The 17,259-nt window shown below is 70.3% G+C and carries 15 protein-coding genes; 9 read left to right on the plus strand and 6 right to left on the minus strand.

Features of this window, described 5'->3' with window-relative positions:
* The first annotated feature begins 19 nt into the window (after window positions 1–19).
* The gene (locus ACIBCU_RS20995; RefSeq protein WP_399233007.1) at window positions 20–1,342 is read left to right on the plus strand and encodes a PucR family transcriptional regulator; all 1,323 of its coding nucleotides are present in this window, start codon (window positions 20–22) and stop codon (window positions 1,340–1,342) included.
* 92 nt (window positions 1,343–1,434) lie between these two features.
* On the opposite strand, the gene ACIBCU_RS21000 is transcribed toward ACIBCU_RS20995, so the two are convergent.
* On the minus strand, window positions 1,435–2,871 hold the full coding sequence (locus tag ACIBCU_RS21000) for a purine-cytosine permease family protein (RefSeq protein ID WP_399233009.1): 1,437 nt from the start codon (window positions 2,869–2,871) through the stop codon (window positions 1,435–1,437).
* Window positions 2,872–3,467: 596 nt separating this feature from the next.
* Complete coding sequence (gene miaA, locus ACIBCU_RS21005; RefSeq protein WP_399233011.1) at window positions 3,468–4,406, minus strand: tRNA (adenosine(37)-N6)-dimethylallyltransferase MiaA; 939 nt, start codon at window positions 4,404–4,406, stop codon at window positions 3,468–3,470.
* Window positions 4,407–4,539: 133 nt separating this feature from the next.
* Between miaA and ACIBCU_RS21010 the strand changes: the two genes are divergently transcribed.
* Window positions 4,540–4,785: an antitoxin gene (locus ACIBCU_RS21010; protein WP_362930063.1), complete on the plus strand. Its 246-nt coding sequence runs from the start codon at window positions 4,540–4,542 to the stop codon at window positions 4,783–4,785.
* 84 nt (window positions 4,786–4,869) lie between these two features.
* Here ACIBCU_RS21010 and ACIBCU_RS21015 read toward each other — a convergent pair whose 3' ends face one another.
* Window positions 4,870–5,589: a class III extradiol dioxygenase subunit B-like domain-containing protein gene (locus ACIBCU_RS21015; RefSeq protein WP_399233014.1), complete on the minus strand. Its 720-nt coding sequence runs from the start codon at window positions 5,587–5,589 to the stop codon at window positions 4,870–4,872.
* Window positions 5,590–5,618: 29 nt separating this feature from the next.
* A complete protein-coding gene (miaB, locus tag ACIBCU_RS21020; protein WP_362930067.1) occupies window positions 5,619–7,139 on the minus strand; it encodes a tRNA (N6-isopentenyl adenosine(37)-C2)-methylthiotransferase MiaB in 1,521 nt (506 codons plus the stop codon).
* 160 nt (window positions 7,140–7,299) lie between these two features.
* Between miaB and ACIBCU_RS21025 the strand changes: the two genes are divergently transcribed.
* Together ACIBCU_RS21025 and ACIBCU_RS21030 are read left to right on the plus strand one after the other, a co-directional pair.
* Window positions 7,300–8,214: a YceI family protein gene (locus ACIBCU_RS21025; RefSeq protein ID WP_362930069.1), complete on the plus strand. Its 915-nt coding sequence runs from the start codon at window positions 7,300–7,302 to the stop codon at window positions 8,212–8,214.
* 128 nt (window positions 8,215–8,342) lie between these two features.
* Window positions 8,343–9,341 carry a TAXI family TRAP transporter solute-binding subunit gene (locus tag ACIBCU_RS21030; RefSeq protein WP_362930071.1) on the plus strand — a complete coding sequence of 333 codons (999 nt, stop codon included), beginning with the start codon at window positions 8,343–8,345 and terminating at the stop codon, window positions 9,339–9,341.
* A gap of 15 nt (window positions 9,342–9,356) precedes the next feature.
* On the opposite strand, the gene ACIBCU_RS21035 is transcribed toward ACIBCU_RS21030, so the two are convergent.
* Together ACIBCU_RS21035 and ACIBCU_RS21040 are read right to left on the minus strand one after the other, a co-directional pair.
* On the minus strand, window positions 9,357–10,751 hold the full coding sequence (locus ACIBCU_RS21035) for a sensor histidine kinase (protein ID WP_399233017.1): 1,395 nt from the start codon (window positions 10,749–10,751) through the stop codon (window positions 9,357–9,359).
* 14 nt (window positions 10,752–10,765) lie between these two features.
* On the minus strand, window positions 10,766–11,458 hold the full coding sequence (locus ACIBCU_RS21040; protein ID WP_362930075.1) for a response regulator transcription factor: 693 nt from the start codon (window positions 11,456–11,458) through the stop codon (window positions 10,766–10,768).
* A 355-nt stretch (window positions 11,459–11,813) separates the two neighbouring features.
* Between ACIBCU_RS21040 and ACIBCU_RS21045 the strand changes: the two genes are divergently transcribed.
* From ACIBCU_RS21045 to ACIBCU_RS21065, 5 genes are all read left to right on the plus strand, one after another.
* Complete coding sequence (locus ACIBCU_RS21045; RefSeq protein ID WP_356710160.1) at window positions 11,814–12,599, plus strand: amino acid ABC transporter ATP-binding protein; 786 nt, start codon at window positions 11,814–11,816, stop codon at window positions 12,597–12,599.
* 32 nt (window positions 12,600–12,631) lie between these two features.
* Window positions 12,632–13,555, plus strand: coding sequence for a glutamate ABC transporter substrate-binding protein (locus tag ACIBCU_RS21050; RefSeq protein ID WP_362930077.1), 924 nt, complete (start codon window positions 12,632–12,634; stop codon window positions 13,553–13,555).
* Between the two features lie 141 nt (window positions 13,556–13,696).
* Window positions 13,697–14,344, plus strand: a complete 648-nt coding sequence (locus ACIBCU_RS21055) for an amino acid ABC transporter permease (RefSeq protein WP_104789549.1) — start codon at window positions 13,697–13,699, stop codon at window positions 14,342–14,344.
* Window positions 14,341–15,273 carry an amino acid ABC transporter permease gene (locus ACIBCU_RS21060; protein ID WP_362930079.1) on the plus strand — a complete coding sequence of 311 codons (933 nt, stop codon included), beginning with the start codon at window positions 14,341–14,343 and terminating at the stop codon, window positions 15,271–15,273. The genes ACIBCU_RS21055 and ACIBCU_RS21060 overlap by 4 nt, the downstream gene beginning before the upstream one ends.
* A 326-nt stretch (window positions 15,274–15,599) precedes the next feature.
* Window positions 15,600–17,234: an FAD-dependent monooxygenase gene (locus ACIBCU_RS21065; protein WP_362930081.1), complete on the plus strand. Its 1,635-nt coding sequence runs from the start codon at window positions 15,600–15,602 to the stop codon at window positions 17,232–17,234.
* Window positions 17,235–17,259: the final 25 nt, after the last annotated feature.

Raw genomic sequence — 17,259 nt, forward strand, 5'->3', positions numbered from 1 at the left:
ACGCCCCAGGGAGGCCGCCGTGCCCGCACTCACCCTCCGCGAGATCCTGGCCCTCGACACGGTCGGTGCCACGGAGCCCGAACTGCTGGCGGGCGCGAGCTCACTGGACCGGCCGGTCCGCTGGGTCCATTCCAGCGAGGTGTACGAGGGCGCGAACTTCCTCGACGGCGGCGAACTCCTGCTCACCAACGGTTTCGGACTCGTCGGCGCGGACGCCGAGACCCGCCGTCGCTACGTCCGGGAACTGGCCGCCCGGGGCGCCGCCGGACTCGCCGTGGAGGTCGGCCGCTCGCTGCCCGTCATGCCCGAGGAGGTCGTCGCCGAGGCCCGCCGCCTGGAGCTGCCGCTGCTCGCTCTGCACCGCGTCGTGCCGTTCGTGCGGATCGTCGAGGCCGCCAACCGGGCCATCGTCACCCAGTCCCTCGCGACCAGAGCCGTACGCACCTGGGAAACCGATCACGCCGCGGCGCTGCTCGCCGACCTGGCCGACGGGCGGGCCCTGAACCAACCGGAGGTGACGGCCCGCTCGGAGCTGGCGGGCTTCCGCCCGGGGGAGGGGAGCCTGCTGGTGGGGATCTCGGTGCACGGACCGCAGCGCGCGGCGGCGGCGCTGCTGCGGGGCGCGGTACGTGGCCTCGGCGGGCGGCCCGTCCTTCAGGCGTCGTTCCCCGGGGACACCCTGGCCCTGCTCGCGGTGGTGCGGACGGCGGCCCGCCCGGGGGTGACCCGGGACCCGGTACGGGATCCGGTACGGGCGGTGCAGATGGCCCTGCGGGCGGCAGCCCACGGTACGGAGAGCGGCGGTTGGGCGATCGGCGGTGAAGGCGTCACCGCCGCGGTCGGCCATGCCGTGCCCGCCGCCGCGGCCTGGCTGCGCCGCAGCGAGACCCTGCGCGCCGCACGCGCCGCACTGGAACTCGCCCTCACCGTTCCGCCCGCCGAACCCGCCCCCGAACACGGCCCGTTGATCACCTCGTCGCGCGCCCTCGCCCTCGAACGCGAACTGACCCGAGGTGGCCTCGACGCCAACCGGGACCGGCTGGCCGCCCTGGTGCAGCAGACCCTCGGCCCGCTGCTGGAGTGGGAGGCGGCCCACCCATCCGATCTGGTCCGCACCCTGGAGGTCCACCTCAGGAACGGCTGCAGCCCGACCCGGACGGCGGCACTGCTGCACATCGGCAGACAGTCGCTCTACCAGCGCCTCGAACGTATCGAGATGCTGCTCGGTCTCGCACCCGACGATCCGGAACTCCAGGGCGCACTGCTGTCGGCGGCCTGCGCCCACCGCATTGTGCGTGGCGCGCAGGCGGCCGCCGCGCCAGGGCGGCGTCCGGCTGCCTGAGACCGGCCGGGGGGGGTGTCCGCGAGGTCAGGCCGGGCTCGCTGGCGCTGGTCGCAAACGTTCACCGGGCAGCGCGGGGCCGCGCTGTGTCCTCAATCCCCAGACTTCGTCCGGGGGGAGCCCCACGGGCTTGATTTCCCTGCGCCGACTCGAAGCGCCGCGTACACGCCCGCGCTCACCACGAACCCCACCACGCAGGTGATGTCACCCAGGTCCGGCCACCGTCCGGCGGCCCACCCCACGTACTGCTCCTGCCGGGAGAAGAGCGGCACCGACACGGCCACCCCCGCGAGGAGGGCCACCACACCCGGCCACCCGCTGTACGTACGGTCCGTCAGCCGCGCCGCGAGCACCTCGTCGGCGGTGGAGCGCGTCAGCCACCGCGCCGTCAGCACCACACCCAGCCAGGGCCCCACCCAGTAGGCGATGACCAGCAGGAACGCCTCGTACGCATGCCCCGCGTCCGCCAGCGACGACCAGGCGGCCGCCGTGCCCACGACACCCGTGACCAGCACCAGCGTGCTGCGCCCCAGCCACCGCGGAAGCCGCAGCCCCAGCGCGGTCAGTGACATCGACGAGGAGTAGATGTTCAGGGCGTTCGCGGAGACCGCGCCCAGGATGATCGCCAGCAGGACGAGATGACTCAGCCAGCCCGGCAAATGACCGGTGAACGCGGCAGTCGGCGTGGCGTCGGCCGGTGCGGCGATCGTCGCCGAGGCCGCGCCGATCAGTGCCACTGTCGCCACGGACACGAACAGGCCGATCGCCGGATACAGGGCCGTACGCAGCCGGGAGGCGCCCTGCGGCAGATACCGGGTGTAGTCGGAGGCGAACGGATTCCAGCCCGCCGTGTAGCCGAAGGCCGCGCTGAACGCGAGCAGGAAACCGCCCACGCCGCCGCCCCCGCCGGCTGCCGAGAGCTCCGCCCCGTCGAACGTCCAGACCCCCGCCAGCAGGAAGACCACCGCGAGCACGGGCAGCGCGTACCGCTCGAAGGTGTGCACGAAGTTGTGCCCGATGAAGCCGACGGCGATCTCCACGACGACCACGAGCAGCAGGCTCGGCAGCGGCCGCAGCCCGGTCAGTGTGTTGAGCGCGAAAGCGGCGCTGACACTGTTCACCGCGAACCAGCCGACGCCCGCCACCAGCGCGTTCACCACCGACGGCAGCGCGTTGCCGCCACGGCCGAAGGCCAGTCGGCCGACGGCCATCTGCGGTACCCCGAACCGGGGCCCGTCGGTGCTCAGCACTCCGTGCGTGACCGCGCCCACCGCCGTACCCAGCAGCAGCGCTGTTGCCGCCTGCCAGAAGTTCAGCCCGAAGAACAGCACCGAGATCACGCCGATGTAGACCGTCGCGAACTCGATGTTGGGCGAGGCCCAGGTCCACAGCAGTCCGCGCGGAGTGCCGTGCCGTTCGGCCGGCGGGATGGGGTCGGCGCCCGCCGTCTCGACGGCGATGACCTTGTCGCCGTACCCGGTGCCGGGTGCGGCCGTGTTCGGGGAGGTATCGGTGGGGGCGGTCGTCATGGGACGAAGTCTCGGCCCGCGGGCCGACCGCTCCCAGGGGCGTGCTGTCCGCTTCGGGGCCTGTGACGGCGTACAGCGTGTACGTCGTCACCGGCCCGAACACGGCACGCTTCGGGATATCAGCAGGCTCAGCCCTTCGGCGGGGCGGAGTCCTCCGGCCCCCACTGCCCTCGTGGCTGCCCTCGCCCGCGCGGCGCTTGAGCTCCTCCTCGCGGCTTGTGCAGATCCGCCTCCCAGTCCTTGAGAACGGACTCGTCCTTCTTGTTCTCTCGCCTCTGCCTCCGTCACGCCACCGCACACCCCTCACCGAACGAGCGGAACAGAACGTCGGAATCAACGGGCTCGCCCGCTGCTCTCCCCAGACACACAGCAGCTCCCCGTCGCGGCACCCACAGCTCACTCCGCCCTCCGCCCACAGCCACTCCAAGAAACTGATTAGCCATCAGCAAAGTCAGCGATGCGTCAGCACCAATACCCGAAAGGGTTGTGCCTGATTGTCGAAGTCTGATGAAGCCCGAAACCCAGGACAGTCTCTCTGACCTGCTTCGATGCAGCACAGACTGATCCCTGCTACGCCTCGTTCTCTCGTCACGCCATCAGGTTGTAACCGCTCGTTCGACCAACGCCAGCGCCCGGCGCGGGAGTTCTCCGCGCTGTTCCTCGGCACCACTCAGCCACCGGACGCGCGGGTCTCGCCGGAACCAGGAGTCCTGCCGCCGCGCGAAGCGTTTGGTGGCGCGTACGGTCTCCGTGCGCGCCTCGTCCTCGGTGCACTCCCCCGCGAGAGCGGCGAGCACCTGCTGGTAGCCCAGCGCGCGCGAGGCGGTGCGTCCCTCGCGCAGCCCCCGGGCCTCCAGGTCACGCACCTCGTCCACCAGCCCGGCCTCCCACATCCGGTCCACGCGGGTTCGGATACGTTCGTCGAGTTCGGGACGTCCGACGTCCACGCCGATCTGAAGGGCGTCGTACACCGCTTCGCCGCTCGGCAGATTGGCCGTGAAGGGCTTGCCGGTGATCTCGATGACCTCCAGGGCGCGGACGATACGGCGGCCGTTGCCGGCCAGGATGGCGCGGGCCGCCTCGGGGTCCGCGGCGGCGAGCCGGGCGTGCAGGACGCCGGAGCCGTGCTCCGTGAGCTCCTGTTCGAGCCGGGCACGTACGCCGGGGTCCGTACCCGGGAATTCGAGGGCGTCGATCGCGCCCTTCACGTAGAGACCCGAGCCGCCCACCAGGACGGGCGTACGTCCTTCGGCCAGCAGCCGGTCGATCTCGGTGCGCGCGAGCCGCTGGTACTCGGCGACACTCGCGGCCTCGGTGACGTCCCAGATGTCCAGGAGATGGTGCGGAACGCCGGCACGCTCGGGGAGAGTCAGCTTCGCCGTGCCGATGTCCATGCCCCGGTAGAGCTGCATGGAGTCGGCGTTGACCACTTCACCACCGAGCTGCTGGGCGAGAAACACTCCCAGATCGGACTTTCCGGCGGCGGTGGGACCGACGACGGTGATGACGCGGGGGGTGGGAGCTGGTCTTCTCACCGAGACAGTCTCCCAAACTTCGGGACGCCCTCCGACCGGAAGAGACCGGGAACGGACGGACACGGCGAGTAACGCGTGATTTCTCACAGACGGGTAAAATGTGACCACAGTCCCCCAGCACGGAAGGTGACCCATGGGTTTCCTGGACAACCTGAAGGCCAAGCTGGCCCCGGCCAAGGAGAAGGTCGGCGACCTCGCGCAGCAGCACGGGGGGAAGATCGACCAGGGCATCGACAAGGCCGCCCGCACGGTCGACCAAAAGACCAAGGGCAAGTACAGCGACAAGATCGTGTCCGGCACGCAGAAGGCCAAGGACGCGGTCGACCGTCTGGGCCAGAAGAACCAGGGCGGTACACCGCCGCCACCGCCCGCGCACTGACCCGGTTCCATCGGGATCGAGGGCCGTGGAGCGATATGGCTCCACGGCCCTCGTCCGTGCCGTGGCAGGATCAGGACCGGCGGGTCAGGACCAGACGGCGACGACGTATCCCACGCCGTACGGGGCGTCCTCGTACAGCAGCCGCCCGCCGAGGCCCGCGCCCCGGGCCGCGCCCGCGAGCACCTGCCAGGGCGCCCGGCCCGCCGCCTTCAGTTCGTACGCGAGCGACTCGTCCAGAGCGCTCAGCGCGGCCACATCGGCGCTCCCCAGCGCACGGGCCGCCGCCGCGTCGAAGTCCGCCGCCCGCTCGTCCAGGTAGCCGGGCGCCTTGACCGTACGGCAGGCGCTGCCGTCGCCCATGACCAGCAGGGCCACCCGCTCCGCCCCGGCCGCCAGGTCCGCTCCCGCCCGCAGGCAGCGATCGGCGGCGAGGGGCTCCCCCACGCCGAGCCCTTCGACCGGGGAGCCGTCCCAGCGGGCGCGGCCCAGCAGCCAGGCGCCGACGGCGAGTGACCCGGGGAGCGGGCGCCCGGGGGCGGGTGATCCGCCCGGGGCTTCACCCAGCCGCACGCTCAGGTCGACGCCGAATCCGGCGAAGGAACCTGCCGAACCCGGGGGGAACGGCCCGCGGCCGTCAGGTCCGGCGGGCCCGGCCACGATCAGCAGATCCGGTTTCGCGGCGGCGAGCACGCCCAGTGCGTCGAGGCACGCGTTCCTCGCGGCGTCGAGCTCGGGTGCGGCTCCCGCCGCCACCTCGGGGACCAGGATCGGCGGGCAGGGGCAGACGGCGGCGGCGGCAAGCATGCCGGTCAGCGTACTCAGACGGGCCGGTGTCAGTCGCAGCCGCACCCCGGGGTGGCGGCCACGGGCTGCGGGGCGGGCGCGCCGATCCCGGGCAGGCCGAGCATCACTCCGGCGGGCCGGTCGGCAGGGGTCGCGTTGCGCTTCTCCCAGGCGTCGCCCGACCGGGTGCGCCGGACGCCCAGGGGCGCTCCCTCGGCGAGCAGGTGGTGCGGAGCGGCGTAGCTGATCTCGACCGTCACCACGTCCCCGGGGCGTACGTCCTGGGACGGCTTGGTGAAGTGGACCAGACGGTTGTCGGGAGCGCGGCCGGAGAGCCGGTGCGTGGCGCCGTCCTTGCGGCCTTCGCCCTCCGCGACCATGACATCCAGGGTGCGGCCGACCTGCTTCTTGTTCTCCTCCCAGGAGATCGCCTCCTGGAGGGCGGAGAGGCGCATGTAGCGCTCCTGTACGACCTCCTTGGGGACCTGTCCCTCCATGTCGGCGGCGGGCGTCCCGGGGCGCTTGGAGTACTGGAAGGTGAAGGCGTTCGCGAAGCGGGCCTCGCGCACGGCGTGCATGGTCTGCTCGAAGTCCTCCTCGGTCTCCCCGGGGAAGCCCACGATGATGTCGGTGGAGATCGCCGCGTCCGGCATGGCGGCGCGCACCTTCTCGATGATCCCTAGGAAGCGCTCCTGGCGGTACGAGCGGCGCATGGCCTTGAGGATCGTGTCCGATCCGGACTGCATCGGCATGTGCAGCTGGGGCATCACGTTCGGTGTCTCCGCCATCGCCGCGATCACGTCGTCGGTGAAGTCCCGTGGGTGGGGCGAGGTGAAGCGGACGCGCTCCAGGCCCTCGATCGTGCCGCAGGCCCGCAGCAGCTTGGAGAAGGCCTCGCGGTCACCGATGTCGGAGCCGTACGCGTTGACGTTCTGGCCGAGCAGGGTGATCTCGCTGACCCCCTCGGCGACCAGGGCCTCGATCTCGGCCAAGATGTCGCCCGTGCGGCGGTCCTTCTCCTTGCCCCGCAGCGCCGGGACGATGCAGAAGGTGCAGGTGTTGTTACAGCCGACGGAGATCGACACCCACGCGGCGTACGCCGACTCACGGCGGGTGGGCAGCGTGGAGGGGAACGCCTCCAGCGACTCGGCGATCTCGACCTGCGCCTCCTCCTGGACCCGGGCGCGCTCCAGGAGCACCGGCAGCTTGCCGATGTTGTGCGTACCGAAGACGACGTCCACCCAGGGGGCACGCCGCACGATGGTGTCGCGGTCCTTCTGCGCCAGACAGCCGCCGACGGCGATCTGCATCCCGGGGCGCTTCGTCTTCATCGGGGCGAGGCGGCCGAGGTTGCCGTAGAGCTTGTTGTCGGCGTTCTCACGCACCGCGCAGGTGTTGAAGACGACGACGTCGGCGTCGCCGTCGGAGCCCTCGGGGGCACGCACGTACCCGGCGCCCTCCAGGAGCCCCGACAAGCGTTCGGAGTCGTGGACGTTCATCTGGCACCCGTAAGTGCGTACCTCGTAGCTCTTCTGGACGTCCACTGCTTCGCTCCGGTTGCCGCTGGTCATGGGACAAGGGTAGGCGGTGGCCGGGGTCCGGCCGTACGACGGAGCCGCCACAGAGGGCGGGCACAAGCCGTCCGGGGCGGGCGGCTCGGGCAGGGGGCGTTGAACGACCTGCTCCGGTTCTTTTCTATGCTGACTGCTCCACGCTCGAAAGGTGCATGTCATGGTCCTCTCTCTCCTCCGCGGCAGGCGATCCAGGCGGGCCTCCGGTGAAGGTGCGAGATTCGTACTCCCCGTGCCTCCAGGGGCCGGGACCGTCACCTGCGAGGTCACCGATCCCATGGGACAGCTGCTTGGCGGCGCCGAGGTGACGATCACTGCCCAGAGGTCGGCCCGGACGGCGGCCAAGGGGACCACGGACCTGTTCGGCATGTTCGTCGCGGCTCTGCCTCCAGGCGACTACCGCCTGCTCATGACGGCCGAAGGCATGCAGCCGGCCAGCTGGACCTTCGAGGTCGCCGCAGGTGAGACCCTGTCGATGGGCCGCGTGCAGCTGGACGTCGCCCGGCAGCTGGAGCCCCCGGCACCCGGGAACTGGCTCTTCGATCCGCCGCACACCGCGATCCGCTTCATCGCCAAGCACGTCGGCATGGCCAATGTGCACGGCCGCTTCACCTCCTTCGAGGGCGGAGTCCGGATCGCGCCCTCTGTCGAGGACTCCCAGGTCGAGATACGCATCGACGCCGCGAGCATCACGACGGGCAACAAAACCAGGGACAACCATCTGCGGTCGGCCGACTTCCTCGACGTGGAGAACTTCCCGTACCTCCATTTCGCCAGCACGCGGTTCGTCTACCGGGGCGGCAACAACTGGACCGTCCAAGGAGGGCTGACGATGCACGGGGTCAGTCGCTCCGTCTCCCTCGACACGCAGTATCTGGGCGCTGTCAACGGCGGTTACGGCGAAGAGCTGCGCTGTGCGGCACGCGCCACTGCCGAGCTGCACCGTGAGGACTACACCCTGAACTGGCGCAACATGCTCGCCCGCGGCATCGCCATCGTCGGGCCCACCATTCAGTTGGAGCTGGACATCCAGACCATGTTCCAGGGGCCCGACACCCCTACGCCGCCGGAGTGACGGGCGGGGGAGGCACCTCGCTCCCGGTGCGGACGGACTGATCCACGGCAGGTGCGGCCACATCCCGCGAGGGGTGCGGCCGCCCCCTGCCCTGGCCGTCACGGGCAGGGAGATGGCAGGATCGCGCCATGTTGCACGCACTGTCCCGGTTCGGCCGGCGACGCACCCTTCAGGGGGGCGCCGCCGCCGTGGTCGTGCTCGGACTGCTCCTGTGGTGGGTGCTCCCGATCGGGGAGGAGGAGCCGAGCGGTTCGCTCACGTTCTCCACGGGCGTACGGAGCGGGGTCTACCAGCTCTACGGACAGCGGCTGGAGGGCGCGCTGGCCAAGGACATGCCCAAGGTGTCGATACGGCTGCAAACCAGCGAGGGCTCGCAGCAGAACATCGAACGGGTCGCGACGGGGAAGGCCGACTTCACCATCGCCACCGCCGACGCCGTCGCCACCTACCTGGCAAGCGGGAAACCGGGCGCGGGCCGGCTGCGCGGCTGCGTCCGGCTGTACGACGACTACATCCAGCTGATCGTGCCCCGTGGCTCCGGGATCCGTGAGGTCGCCGACCTGCGGGGCAAGCGGGTGGGTGTGGGACAGAAGGGGTCGGGGGTGCTTCTCGTCGCGGACCGGCTGATGAAGGCGGCCGGCGTCGATCCGGCGGAGGACATCACTCCCGTCCAGGCCGGGATCGACACGATGCCCGCGCGGCTGGCGGACGGCCGGCTGGACGCCTTCTTCTGGTCCGGCGGGCTGCCGACCGGCGCGGTGCAGGACCTCTCGGAGAAGTTCGCGATTCGGCTGGTGCCCCTGGAGGACGCGCTGGTCACCCAGCTCCAGGCGGCCGGCGGGTCCACGCGCTACTACCGCTCGGCCGTGATGCCGGCCGACGCCTACCTGCACGCACAGCAGGGTCAGGCCGTGCGCACAGTCGCCGTCTCCAATCTGCTGATCACCACGGACCGTACGGATCCGCTGACGACCGAGGCGTTCACCCGGACCGTGATCGACAGCCGGGACCGGATCGGCCGCGAGGTGCACTCGGCGCAACTGGTGGACCTGCGGACCGCCATCTACACCGATCCGCTGCCGCTGCACGAGGGCGCCAAGCGTTACTACCGCTCGGCCAAACCCTGACGGTCAGGGCCGGGCTCACGCGTGCGGCGGGTTGCGCGGCACGGTGACCGTCACCCGCAGGCCGTGCGGTTCGTGCGTCCCGTAGCGGATCGATCCGCCGCCCGCCGCGAGCAGGGCGCGCGAGATGGACAGCCCGAGGCCGGATCCCTTGACGTTCTGGTGCCGCCCGCTGCGCCAGAAGCGGTCGCCGATGCGCTCCAGCTCCTGTTCGGTCAGGCCGGGCCCCCGGTCGGCGACGACGACCGTGGCGCCTTCGCCCTCGAGCCCGGCCGTGACCCGGACCTCCTGGCCTTCGGGGGTGAATTTGAGCGCGTTGTCGATGACGGCGTCCAAGGCGCTGGAGAGGGCGATCGGGTCCGCCCAGCCGGTCACCGCCGGTGCCCCGTCCAGGGCCAGCCGTACGCCCTTCTCCTCGGCCAGCGGACGCCATGAGGCGACCCGTTCACCGGCGAGTGAGGCGATGTCCGTGAGCTGGAGATCCGCCGCGGTGTGCTCGGCCAGCGCCAGGTCCAGCAGGTCGTCGAGTACCTGGGCGAGGCGCTTGCCCTCCGTACGGACCGAGGCGATCTCCTCGTTGCCCTCGGGGAGTTCGAGTGCGAGGAGCTCGATCCGGAGCAGCAGCGCCGCCAGCGGGTTACGCAGCTGGTGCGAGGCGTCGGCGACGAAGGCGCGCTGCTGCTCCAGCACGTCCTCGACGTTGTCGGCCATCTCGTTGAACGAGCGCGCCAGGCGCCGGAGCTCCGGAGGTCCGCCGGAGGCGACGACACGGGACCTCATCCGGCCGCTCGCGATGTCGTGCGTGGCCGCGTCCAGGGTCCGTACGGGCAGGAGCACCCATCCGGTGAGGCGGAACGCGGCGCCGACCGCCACGAGCATGGCCACGGCCTCGCCGAGGGCGATGAGCAGCCAGCCGCGCAGTGTGCGGGACCGCATGTCCCCGGTGGGCGAGTCGGTCACGACGACGGCGACCACGTCCCCGTCGCGTACGACCGGGGAGGCGACGACGATCCGGCCGTTCTGCCAGGGCCAGACCTGGGGCGGGTCGTGGGAGCGACGGCCGAGGAGGGCCTCCGCGAACGCCTCACGCCCTTCTCCCTCGGTGGGGAGGGTCCATGAGGCCGGCGCCTTGGCGAGGGCTCTGTCGTCGCGGTAGAAGACTCCGGCCCGGATCCCGTAGACCGAGTCGTACGCCTCGAGTTCGGTCTGCAGGGTGCGCTGCCGCTCCTCGGTGCCCCGCACGGGTTCGTCGACGAACTGGGCCAGCGCGCCGAAGCGTGCCGTGTCGTCGATCCGGTCGATGACGACCCGCTGCTGTTCGGCGGCGGCCACGCGTACGGCCAGCGGGAAGCCGAGAGCGAGCAGCACGGCGGCCATCAGGACGATGAGCAGAGGGAGCAGGCGGGTGCGCACGGGGGCGTACGTCCTCAGGCCGACGGCGGGACGAGCCGGTAGCCGACGCCTCGCACGGTCTCGACCAGTGCGGGAAGCCCCAGCTTGGAGCGCAGCGAGGCGACGTGCACCTCCAGGGTGCGTCCCGTTCCCTCCCAGCTCGTCCGCCACACCTCGCTGATGATCTGCTCCCGGCGGAAGACCACGCCGGGGCGCTGGGCGAGCAGTGCGAGCAGGTCGAACTCCTTGCGGGTGAGCTGTACCTCCTGGCCGTCGACGCTGACCCTGCGGGTGGGCAGCTCGATGTGGACCGGCCCGATCCGCAGCGCCGCGAGCGGGGTCGGCCCGGTCTCCTCACCGGCCGTCCTGCGCCGGGCCACGGCGTGGATACGGGCCAGCAGCTCTCCGGTGTCGTACGGCTTGACGACGTAGTCGTCGGCGCCGAGGTTCAGGCCGTGGATCCGCGAGCGGACGTCGGACCGCGCGGTCACCATGATCACCGGGATCGCGGAGCGCTTGCGGATCTTCCCGCACACCTCGTAGCCGTCCTGGTCGGGCAGCCCGAGATCCAGGAGCACGACCCCGAAGGGCTCCTTCTCGGCCGGCAGCAGCGCCTGGAGGGCCTCCTCGCCGCTGCGGGCGTGCACGACCTTGAAGCCGTGGCGCGTCAGCACGGCGGACAGGGCAGCCGCGACGTGGTCGTCGTCCTCGACGAGCAGCAGTCTCATGGCCCCCCTCTCCGCCTCATGTCTTCTCGTGATTCCTTCGCGACCACCGCGAACCGTGCGTGACGGTCCACCGGTGTTCCGCCCGGCGAACCTTTCCGTACGGCGTCGATTCACATCATCCCCGTACCAGGGCATCCACGCCGATGACGGGTGGGTCAGTCAAGTCCCTGCCGGTTACCACCAGGTTTCCGTTACCCACCCGGTATGCCGTCGAGCGCCCCGCGGCGTCCCCTTCACGCGGTGTGTCCGGTTGCGGCCGGATCGTTATGCTCAATTTCCGCTCAGATGTAATGACGCTGGTAGCACTGCGTCACTAGTGTCCTTGCCTAACCGAGGAGGACGGAGCAAGAAGCCGATGAGCGGAGTTTCAGTGACCAAGGCCGCCGAGGATGCCGCACCTGCGGGAGACGACCTTGTCGTACTGAGCAACGTCAACAAGCACTTCGGCGCGCTGCATGTGCTCCAGGACATCGATCTGACCATCGCCCGTGGCGAGGTCGTCGTAGTCATCGGGCCCTCCGGGTCCGGGAAGTCCACGCTGTGCCGCACGATCAACCGCTTGGAGACGATCGACTCGGGCGCGATCGCGATCGACGGCAAGCCCCTGCCCCAGGAGGGCAAGGAGCTGGCGAGGCTGCGTGCCGATGTCGGCATGGTCTTCCAGTCGTTCAATCTCTTCGCGCACAAGACGGTGCTCGAGAACGTGATGCTGGGCCAGGTCAAGGTCCGCGGGACGGACAAGAAGGCCGCCGAGGAGAAGGCCCGGACCCTGCTCGACCGGGTGGGCGTCGGCGTGCAGGCGGAGAAGTACCCGGCGCAGCTCTCGGGCGGTCAGCAGCAGCGCGTCGCGATCGCACGCGCGCTGGCGATGGACCCCAAGGTCATGCTCTTCGACGAGCCCACGTCGGCTCTCGACCCGGAGATGATCAACGAGGTGCTCGAGGTCATGCAGCAGCTGGCCCGGGAGGGGATGACCATGGTCGTCGTCACCCACGAGATGGGCTTTGCCCGTTCGGCCGCCAACCGTGTGGTGTTCATGGCGGACGGGAAGATCGTCGAAGAGGCGACTCCCGACCAGTTCTTCAGCAATCCGCGCAGCGACCGGGCCAAGGACTTCCTGTCGAAGATTCTGCACCACTGATACCGACGACCTACGACACGAGGATTGTTCACATGAAGCTCCGCAAGTCGGCCGCAGTTGCGGCCATCGCTGTGCTCGCCCTGACCGCGACCGCCTGTGGCGGCAAGGAGGGCTCCGCCGGCGACAAGCAGTCGGGCGTCAAGCCCGGTTCGTCCGAGGCCCCTGAGCTGCCGAAGTACACCGTCGCCACCGGTGTCGACCTCGACTCCCCGACCTTCAAGGACGCGAAGAAGCGCGGCAAGCTGGTCATCGGCGCCAAGGCCGACCAGCCGTACCTCGGCTTCGAGGACCAGTCGACGAAGGAGCGCTCCGGCTTCGACGTCGAGCTCGCCCGGATGATCGCAGCTGACCTCGGTTTCTCGGAGAAGCAGATCGAGTGGAAGACCGTCGACTCCGGCATCCGTGAGACGGCCATCTCCAAGGGCCAGGTCGACTACTTCGTCGGTACCTACACGATCAACGACGAGCGCAAGAAGCAGGTCGGATTCGCGGGCCCGTACTACAAGGCCGGCGCGGACCTCCTGGTGCGCAAGGACGAGACCTCCATCACCGGCAAGGAGTCGGTGAAGGACAAGAAGGTCTGCTCGATCGTGGGTTCGACCCCGCTCCAGGAGATCAAGAAGCCCGAATACGGCGCGCAGGTCGTCGAGCTGGCCAAGTACTCGGACTGCGTGCAGCAGCTCCTGACCAAGCAGGTCGACGCCGTCACCACCGACGACTCGATCCTCAAGGGTTACGCCGCCGCCAACTCCGGCAAGCTGAAGGTCGTCGGCAAGCCGTTCACCGACGAGCCCTACGGCGTCGGCCTGAACAAGGACGACAAGGTGCTCCGCGAGGCGATCAACAAGTCGCTGGAGACCCACGTCAAGGACGGCACGTACAAGAAGATCTACGAGGCGACCCTGGGCCTGTCCGGTTCGGAGTACACCGAGCCGCCGGCCATCGAGAGCTACTGACGCAGCTCCGTCGCTGACGTCCTGTCACTGACGCCACACGCGTGAGTGAGGCGTCCCGTACGCCGCCGTCACTGAGTACGGCAGCGTACGGGGCGCCCCTTCCCCTGCCCAGATGCCGCTGACCGCCGACGCGGAGACCCCATGAACGTATTGCTCGACAACTTCCCGGAATACCGCGACGGCTTCATAGGCACCGTGTCGATCACCGCCATCAGCTCGGTCATCGCTCTGGTCCTGGGCGTCGCCATCGCCGGCTTCCGTGTGTCGCCCGTGCCGCCGCTGCGCTTCTTCGGCACCGCCTGGGTGACCCTGCTGCGCAACACCCCGCTGACGCTTCTCTTCCTGATCTTCTTCTTCGTGGTGCCGGAGATCCTCTTCCCGGGCATGAGCCCCTTCCTGCTCGGCTCGCTGGCCCTCGGCTTCTACACCTCCTCCTTCGTGTGCGAGGCGGTCCGCTCGGGTATCAACACCGTCCCCCTGGGGCAGGCCGAGGCCGCCCGCTCCATCGGCATGACGTTCGCCCAGACCCTGCGGATCGTGGTTCTCCCGCAGGCCACCAGGTCCGTCATCCCGCCGCTGAGCAGCATCTTCATCGCCCTCACGAAGAACTCGGCGATCGCCGGGGCCTTCAGCGTCACCGAACTCTTCGGGTGGCAGAAGCTGATGAGTGACCGGGGCTACGAGATCATGCCCGTCTTCGTCTGGGTGGCCCTCGGCTACCTGGTCGTCACTTTTGCCATCAGCGGTCTCTTCCGGCTGCTCGAGCGTCGTATGGAGGTCGCCCGATGAGTGCCAGCGTTCTCTACGACGCCCCTGGTCCCAAGGCTGCCGTCCGTAACCGGATCTATGCCGTGGTCGGAAGCCTCGCCATCCTGGGTCTGATCGCGGTCAGTTTGGTGCGGCTGTCCGACAAGGGGCACCTGGCCCCCGAGATGTGGGACATCTTCAACTACGCGGGCATCCGGCAGAACATCGCCGACGCGGTGCTCGCCACGCTCAAGGCCTTCGGGCTGGCGGCCGTCGGTTCACTGATCCTCGGGGTCCTGCTCGCGATCGGCCGGCTCTCCGACCACAAGCCGGTCCGCTGGGTCGCGACCACCTTCATCGAACTCTTCCGTTCGATCCCGCTGCTGATCACCATCTACGCCATCTGGGTCGGCTTCCTCACCGACTACTCGATGTGGGCCCTGGCGCTCGGACTGTCGGTCTACAACGGCTGTGTCCAGGCCGAGGTGCTGCGCGCGGGTATCAACTCGGTGCCCAAGGGGCAGAGCGAGGCGGCGTACGCCCTTGGGATGAGCAAGACCCAGGTGATGGTCAGCGTGCTGATCCCGCAGGCGGTGCGCGCGATGCTGCCGACGATCATCAGCCAGCTGGTGGTGACCCTCAAGGACACCTCGCTCGGCTTCATCATCCTGTACCCGGAGCTGCTGCAGACGGCGCGTCTGATCGCCTCCAACACCCAGGTCAACAGCCAGTACCCGTACGTCTCGACGATCGCGGTCATCGGCACGATCTATGTGGCGATGTGTCTGCTCCTGTCGGCGCTGGCCACCTGGATCGAGAAGCGTGGCCGGCGGGCCAAGACCGGTATCGCGATGGCCGCGGCCGCCGAGACTCCGGGCATCCTCCCGGTCGGCAGCCTCGCGGCGCCCCGCGCCGAGGACGGCCCGGCAGGCGGGCCCGAGTCGACCGAGGGGACCGGCAAGACCGACTGACGGAACAGGCGTCCGGGCCTTCCGTGACGGGAGGCGTTGTTCGCCCTTCTCACCTTCGTGACGTTCGCCCTCCTCACCTTTGTGTCAGCCCGCCGGTCCGCCGGCGGGCTGACACGGTTTCGGGAGCATTGAGGCGCGGGAGCTGCACGGGTTGCGTGGGGCGGCAACGCGGGCGCCCCGTCCCGCCGTCGCTTGACGCAAGCACCGGCAGTGGGTTGCATTCGTTCTGTGATCGCGCCCCGAACCACCGCCGCCGCACCCCCTTCCTCCCCCTCGGCCCCCAGGACCTCCACGGCCACTCCCACCAGCGCCGGAGGGTTCACGCCGTGGACCCGGTGATCGTCGTCGGCGCCGGCCCGGTCGGGCTGGCGCTGTCGCTCGCCCTCGCGGCTCAGGGCGTTCCCTCCGTGCTGCTCGACGAGGGCCCAGGGAAGTACGAACCGCGCCCTGCCCGCACCGTCGTGCTGCGCGAGGACACCGCGGACCTGGTGGAACGGCTCGGCTGCCCGGCGCTCCACGACGAAGGGCTGCGGTGGGCCGGCTGGCGTTCGGTGCGGCGTAAGCAACTGGTGCGGGCCGTACCGCTGGGCGAGGAGGAGGGCACCGTACCGCTGCCCTCACCCGTCCATCTGCCCCAGCACGCCCTGGCAGGCGGTCTGCGGGCCGCGGTCGCCGCGCAGGACCTGGTCACCATGGTGCCGTTCAGCAGGATCGACACCCTGGAGCAGGACGCGCACGGGGTCACGGTGCACACCCGTGAGCCCGGATCGACCTGGTGGCGCGGGAGTTACCTGGTGGGCTGCGACGGCGCGCGGTCCACCGTGCGCAAGCTCCTCGACATCAGGTTCCCCGGTCGCACGGCGGTCGAGCGGCACGCTGTCGCGGCGCTCCGCGCCGAACTGCCCTGGCCGGACGAGGCGGTGCTGCACCGGTCCCCACCCTGGCGCACCGGTGGTGCCGAGGTAACCGCGCGTCCGCTGCCCGACGGTGTCTGGCGGCTGGACTGGCTCCTTCCGCCGCGCGGTGAACTGGTCACCCCCGAGGCCCTGATCACCAGGATCCGCGACACCCTCGAGGGCTGGTGCGGTGAGACTCCGGCCTACGAGCTGCTGGACACGGGCGTGTACACCCTCCACCACCGGCTGGCCCGGCGCTGGCGGTCCAAGCGCGCCTTCCTCGCCGGGGACGCCGCCCACCTGCTGGGCGCGCTCGGCACTCAGGGCCTGGACGAGGGGCTGCGGGACGCCGAGAACCTGGCCTGGAAGCTGGCGCAGGCCTGGCACCAGAGTGCCTCCGAGCTCCTGCTCGACAGCTACCAGGCCGAGCGCCGGGCCGCTGTCGCCTCCCGGCTGCGCGCCGCCGACCAGTCGCTGCCGATACTGCGGGGCGGCGCGGGCCTCCGGACGCTCGTACCCGGTACCGCGCGCGGGCACGACACGTTGCTGGCCGATGGCCATCTGGGGTGCGGCCCCCTGGGCGCGCCCCCCGCGTACCCGCACTCCCCTCTTTCGCCTCAACGCACCGAGGGGCACGCGTCGGTGGGGACGGACCCCGGTGCGCCGGTCGCCGACGTGCGGGTGACCGCGCCCGACGGGAAGACGGTGCGGCTGCGCGACCGGCTGGGCCTGGGTCATCTGCTCGTGATCCTGGTCGCACCGGGCACGGGGGTGTGGGACAGGCGGCACTGGCTGACCGCGGGTGTCATGCCCCGGCTCGTCGACGCGGTGGACGCCCTCCCCGTCAACGCCGAGCTGCTGGTGACCGAGAGCTACCCGGGGGCGACGGCCCATACGGTGCTGCTGGTCAGGCCGGACGGGCACCTCGTCGCCGCCTTCAGCGGGGTGCGGCCCGCCGAACTGTTCGCGGCGGCGGACGCGGCGCGCGGGGGTGGCCCGGACACGGCGCACGGCGACCCGGCGCGCACCACCACGAGCTCCGACCGGACCGCGGACGTCAATTGACCGTCGCAGGCGCACATGGTGTACT

Source organism: Streptomyces sp. NPDC051064, assembly GCF_044455985.1.
Taxonomy (GTDB): Bacteria; Actinomycetota; Actinomycetes; order Streptomycetales; family Streptomycetaceae; genus Streptomyces.

What these genes read in the sequence shown, in the direction of transcription:
- ACIBCU_RS21000 (WP_399233009.1), bottom strand. Translation starts at nt 2,871, where the DNA reads ATGACGACCGCCCCCACCGATACCTCCCCGAACACGGCCGCACCCGGC.
- ACIBCU_RS21010 (WP_362930063.1), top strand. Translation starts at nt 4,540, where the DNA reads ATGGGTTTCCTGGACAACCTGAAGGCCAAGCTGGCCCCGGCCAAGGAG.
- ACIBCU_RS21015 (WP_399233014.1), bottom strand. Translation starts at nt 5,589, where the DNA reads ATGCTTGCCGCCGCCGCCGTCTGCCCCTGCCCGCCGATCCTGGTCCCC.
- miaB (WP_362930067.1), bottom strand. Translation starts at nt 7,139, where the DNA reads ATGACCAGCGGCAACCGGAGCGAAGCAGTGGACGTCCAGAAGAGCTAC.
- ACIBCU_RS21025 (WP_362930069.1), top strand. Translation starts at nt 7,300, where the DNA reads ATGGTCCTCTCTCTCCTCCGCGGCAGGCGATCCAGGCGGGCCTCCGGT.
- ACIBCU_RS21030 (WP_362930071.1), top strand. Translation starts at nt 8,343, where the DNA reads ATGTTGCACGCACTGTCCCGGTTCGGCCGGCGACGCACCCTTCAGGGG.
- ACIBCU_RS21040 (WP_362930075.1), bottom strand. Translation starts at nt 11,458, where the DNA reads ATGAGACTGCTGCTCGTCGAGGACGACGACCACGTCGCGGCTGCCCTG.
- ACIBCU_RS21045 (WP_356710160.1), top strand. Translation starts at nt 11,814, where the DNA reads ATGAGCGGAGTTTCAGTGACCAAGGCCGCCGAGGATGCCGCACCTGCG.
- ACIBCU_RS21050 (WP_362930077.1), top strand. Translation starts at nt 12,632, where the DNA reads ATGAAGCTCCGCAAGTCGGCCGCAGTTGCGGCCATCGCTGTGCTCGCC.
- ACIBCU_RS21055 (WP_104789549.1), top strand. Translation starts at nt 13,697, where the DNA reads ATGAACGTATTGCTCGACAACTTCCCGGAATACCGCGACGGCTTCATA.
- ACIBCU_RS21060 (WP_362930079.1), top strand. Translation starts at nt 14,341, where the DNA reads ATGAGTGCCAGCGTTCTCTACGACGCCCCTGGTCCCAAGGCTGCCGTC.